The following is a 3766-nucleotide window of genomic DNA, read 5'->3' as shown; positions in this document are numbered from 1 at the left end:
GAATGTGATTGCGCTCTTGGGGGCTGTCGTAAACCAGCCTAGAGGTCCGGGCTTGTTTTGTTCTCTGGTAGAGCAGAGCAGGCTCAGGGCTACTGAAAGCCCGCTCCGTACCGCTTAGCGGTCGGAGTCGGGTAGTTTACGGAGACCCCGGGGCGGAAAAAGTCGTTTCTAGCCGCCTGTATCTCTCCTCCAGGAGAAGGACTTGGACTGTTGAAGCTCGCTGCAGGAGCAGGTTTGCGGGTATGGGCGGTACAAGATTCGAACTTGTGACCCCTTCCGTGTGAAGGAAGTGCGCTACCACTGTGCTAACCGCCCGCAGATACCACTCTAGCAGCTATCGACTAGAGCAGGATCTCTATATTACCACGTCAGCGATTGAGCCAGAGGATTCGGATCGGCATGGGAGATGGCTAGAGATAGCCGGGATCCGGCCTGAGGGCTACAGTAAGGGTCAGGGAGCTGTGGGGTGCTATGGCCTACTCACCGACCGAAGAGGCAATTGCTCTGCTCATTGATTTGGCAGAACGAGGTGAGATCGATCCCTGGGATGTGCAGGTCATCGAGGTTATCGATCGCTTTCTGGCCCGTATGGCTCCCACCAGCAGCAGCCATGACCTGTCTGAGTCGGGACAAGCCCTGCTCCACGCTGCCATGTTGGTCTATCTTAAGGCGATGGCTTTGGCAGAACCAGAAGCAGAAGAAAGTGAGCCCAGCCCGGTGGAGGTAGAAGTGGATCCCTGGCCAAGCTGGTCTTTGGCGCACTTGGATCGCGTGTTGCAACCCAGGGCAGCACCCCGTCTTCAACGTACCCGGCCCATCACCCTCAAAGAACTCATCGCCCACCTGCAAGAGCTGGAAACCCTGCTGGAACACCAGCCCGAAGCTGCCCCAAAGCCGCTGGCCCAACGGATTTCTCGCCAGCAAGCGCTGTCGGCCATCACTCAGCTAGCCCACCCGGAAAACCTTTTGGAAACCACCGCCGAGCTAGAATCTCTGCTGGCTCAGCTTTGGCAGCAGGGTCTGACCCAGATCAGCTTTGTCGATCTCCAGCAACACTTTTGCCAAAAAAGCTATCAAAACGGCAGCAGCGGGACCATTCACCCCATTCAAGTCTTCTGGTCATTGCTGCTAATGGCTGCCCGCTCTCAGGTGGAGCTGTGCCAAGAGGAGTTCTACGGCCCACTGACCATCCGACCCTGCACAACTGAGGGCCTGGCAAAGTAGATCCCGCCCTTGGGATCCCCTTCATCTGCCAAGGTGAACTCTAGAGAACTTTTCTGGCCGTGGCCGGGCCATCCACCTCTAGGCTTCTGAGCTGGCGTCTGAACCTGAGGATGTCAAGCGCTCTTCTGCGCCGCTCTGGCAAACGGAGAACTCAATCCGTGCCTTCAGCATCGTGCCGGGCACGATCCGCCCGTTTGAGATCTTCCCCACTGGAGCGCACCGGCAGCTCGGCAGGAGCCTCCCGATCCAGGTAGTAATCCTCCACGAGGCGCTCGCTGCTGGGATGATCTTCTCCTTCGGTAGGCAACAGTGGCGGATGCAGCAATTCAGCCGGAGGGCAGTCTTCTGAGGTGAGCAAATCTGACGTGCTGAGCATCCCCTTGGGAATGGTGGAAAGGCGCTGAGCAACAGCTCCAATGCTTTCCAGGCGAATCATCTCCTCCCAGGAGCAGATCTCCTCCTCATCTTCTGTCTCGTAGCGAACTAGGATGGTGTCCCCTTCGATATCGAGGATCTTGGCCCGTTCCAGCCAGCGTCCCTGATCCCGCAGATAGATCCACACATCCTTGCCTTCGCGGCTGAGTTGATAGATCCTACGATGAAGCACGGTCCCCTCCTGAAGTGAAAGATCCGAGTGAGTTGTGGGGGCTACCCAGCTCATCCCTCCATCTTAGCGGCTGGACACCGAGGCTGTATGCCTTTCCCGAGGCCAGACAGAGTCTCTTTAGGTTGGGTCGGTTTCGGCCAGAGAGACCCCTTCCATCGCCAAGGCTGTCTCCGCTTCTTCTGCCTGCACATCCCGCAGAAAGGATTCCAGAGAGGCATGGGCTTCCGCCTCCAGTTCTGCTCCGCCAAGGGTTATGCTCTCTTCCGGCAGCCAGCCCAAAAACGGCAGGGGCAAGAGGGTAGAAAGGTTGGTCAGGATCAGCAGCAGCCCCAGCCGGCTGAAATCGGTCTCCGTTACCCCCAGCCCATGCATCAGCAGGGATCCCAGCTCTTGGGAGAGAAACCCCGCCAAATTAAAGGCCGACATCAGCAGAGCAAAGAGGGTGGCCTCGATCCCAGGGGGGCAGAGGCGGGCGGCCAAGACCAGCACTGGCATAAAGGCAATTTGTCCTGCCACCGTCAGCACCAGGCTGTCCCCCAAGCTAAACCAATGATCGTCGATACCCCAATCCCGGTTGAGGTGATAGACCAAGATAAGGCTGGTCAGGCCCAACGCCGCCGAGATCACCGTCATCCAGCCGAACAGGGGCCGCAGTGGGATCCGCCGCAGGTACACTTGGAAGATCCCTACCCCCAGCAAACTGGCGATGCTGGTAACCAAGCGCACCTGACCCAAAAATTCCGGCCCAAAGCCGAGATCGTTGGTGACAAAGTAAAAAAGAGCCGCATCGGCGCTGGGAGTGGCCTGCCAAACGAACACAAACAGCACCGGCAGCAAAATGCTGGGTTGCCGCAGCGCCCGCCACACCTGCCCCACCTGTTGTTGCAAGGGATCCCAGCCCTGAGACAACGCCACCGGTTGATCGGCAATAACCCAAGCTGCCAGAGCGATGAACAACGGCAAAAAGGCCGTCAGCCCAAACACCACCTGCGGCGGATAATGGGCTAAGAGCGCTCCTCCCAAATAGGCGGTGAGCAGGGATCCCAAGGCCGTTGCTCCCCAAGTTAAAGATTGCAGCGTGCCCGTCCCCGCCCAGTCACTGCCGTGTACCCGCTCCACCACCAGCGAATCTACGATTACATCCCCTACCGCCACCGCCAGGGATCCCAAAACCATCCACAGGGTGGCCAGACCAGCCGTCGGTGCCCACAGGGCCATCCCCAGCCAAGCCTCACACCCCAGAAGCCCTGACAACAAGAGGTAGGGACGACGCCGATAGCCCGCCACCGGTACGGTATCCGACAGCAGGCCGTAGAGGGGCTTGAGGATCCAGGGGCTCATGGCAACGCCCATCAACGCCGCCACCTGAGACGGGCTGAGGCCCAAGCTATCCTTCAGGTAAAAGCTGGTGGCCAGCCGTGCCAGCCCCACCGCCCCCTGCACAAAGTACACCAAGAGGATTCCGAACAATTCCGGCGTCCAGTGGATATCCCGCAGCGGGGTCAGGGTGGATTGGTGCAGCCGTTGCAGCAGAAGATGAATCATGAGCGGTCGCAGTGTAGCGAGATGTTAGTTGGTGCGGTGTTGCCTTGGCAACAGCAAAACCATAAGAATCTTAACAGTCTCTTCACCTTAACCTGTCCAACTGGCTTCCGGCTCCGACCTCCTTGGACGGGTTGCGCTTCCCAGCGCTCTTTCTGCTCAACCCAGCCGAGCTACAAAATCTACAAAATAATGAGGTCGAAATGAGGTCGAAAGGTAAACTACCCGGCTCCGACCGCTAAGCGGTACGGAGCGGGCTTTCAGTAGCCCTGGGCCTGCTCTGCTCTACCAGAGAACAAAACAAGCCCGGACCTCCAGGCTGGTTTACGACAGCCCCCAAGAGCGCAATCACATTCGCACCATTCAAATCCGCATCCCCTTCCCATCCACAGT

Annotated in this window: 2 protein-coding genes, 1 tRNA gene and 2 pseudogenes; 1 reads left to right on the top strand and 4 read right to left on the bottom strand. The window is 58.4% G+C overall.

The features are described 5' to 3' along the window. Nucleotides 1-243: 243 nt before the first annotated feature. Nucleotides 244-315 (bottom strand) — tRNA-Val (locus NW870_RS12815). A gap of 156 nt (nucleotides 316-471) precedes the next feature. On the opposite strand from NW870_RS12815, the gene NW870_RS12810 reads away from it, so the two are divergent. Continuing rightward, nucleotides 472-1224 carry a segregation/condensation protein A gene (locus NW870_RS12810; RefSeq protein ID WP_414349871.1) on the top strand — a complete coding sequence of 251 codons (753 nt, stop codon included), beginning with the start codon at nucleotides 472-474 and terminating at the stop codon, nucleotides 1222-1224. 316 nt (nucleotides 1225-1540) lie between these two features. Here NW870_RS12810 and NW870_RS12805 read toward each other — a convergent pair. The 3 genes and pseudogenes from NW870_RS12805 to NW870_RS12795 all read right to left on the bottom strand — a co-directional run. Beyond that, nucleotides 1541-1831, bottom strand: a pseudogene (locus NW870_RS12805) (DUF6679 family protein); the annotation flags it as partial. 117 nt (nucleotides 1832-1948) lie between these two features. After that, complete coding sequence (locus NW870_RS12800) at nucleotides 1949-3376, bottom strand: folate/biopterin family MFS transporter (protein ID WP_414375624.1); 1428 nt, start codon at nucleotides 3374-3376, stop codon at nucleotides 1949-1951. A gap of 235 nt (nucleotides 3377-3611) precedes the next feature. After that, nucleotides 3612-3766, bottom strand: a pseudogene (locus tag NW870_RS12795) (RNA-guided endonuclease TnpB family protein); the annotation flags it as partial.

This window comes from Synechococcus sp. R50.1 (assembly GCF_047462115.1).
Classification (GTDB): domain Bacteria; phylum Cyanobacteriota; class Cyanobacteriia; order Thermostichales; family Thermostichaceae; genus Thermostichus.
Note: the sequence above shows the minus strand (reverse complement) of the source record. Positions and strands in the feature narration are given on the sequence as shown.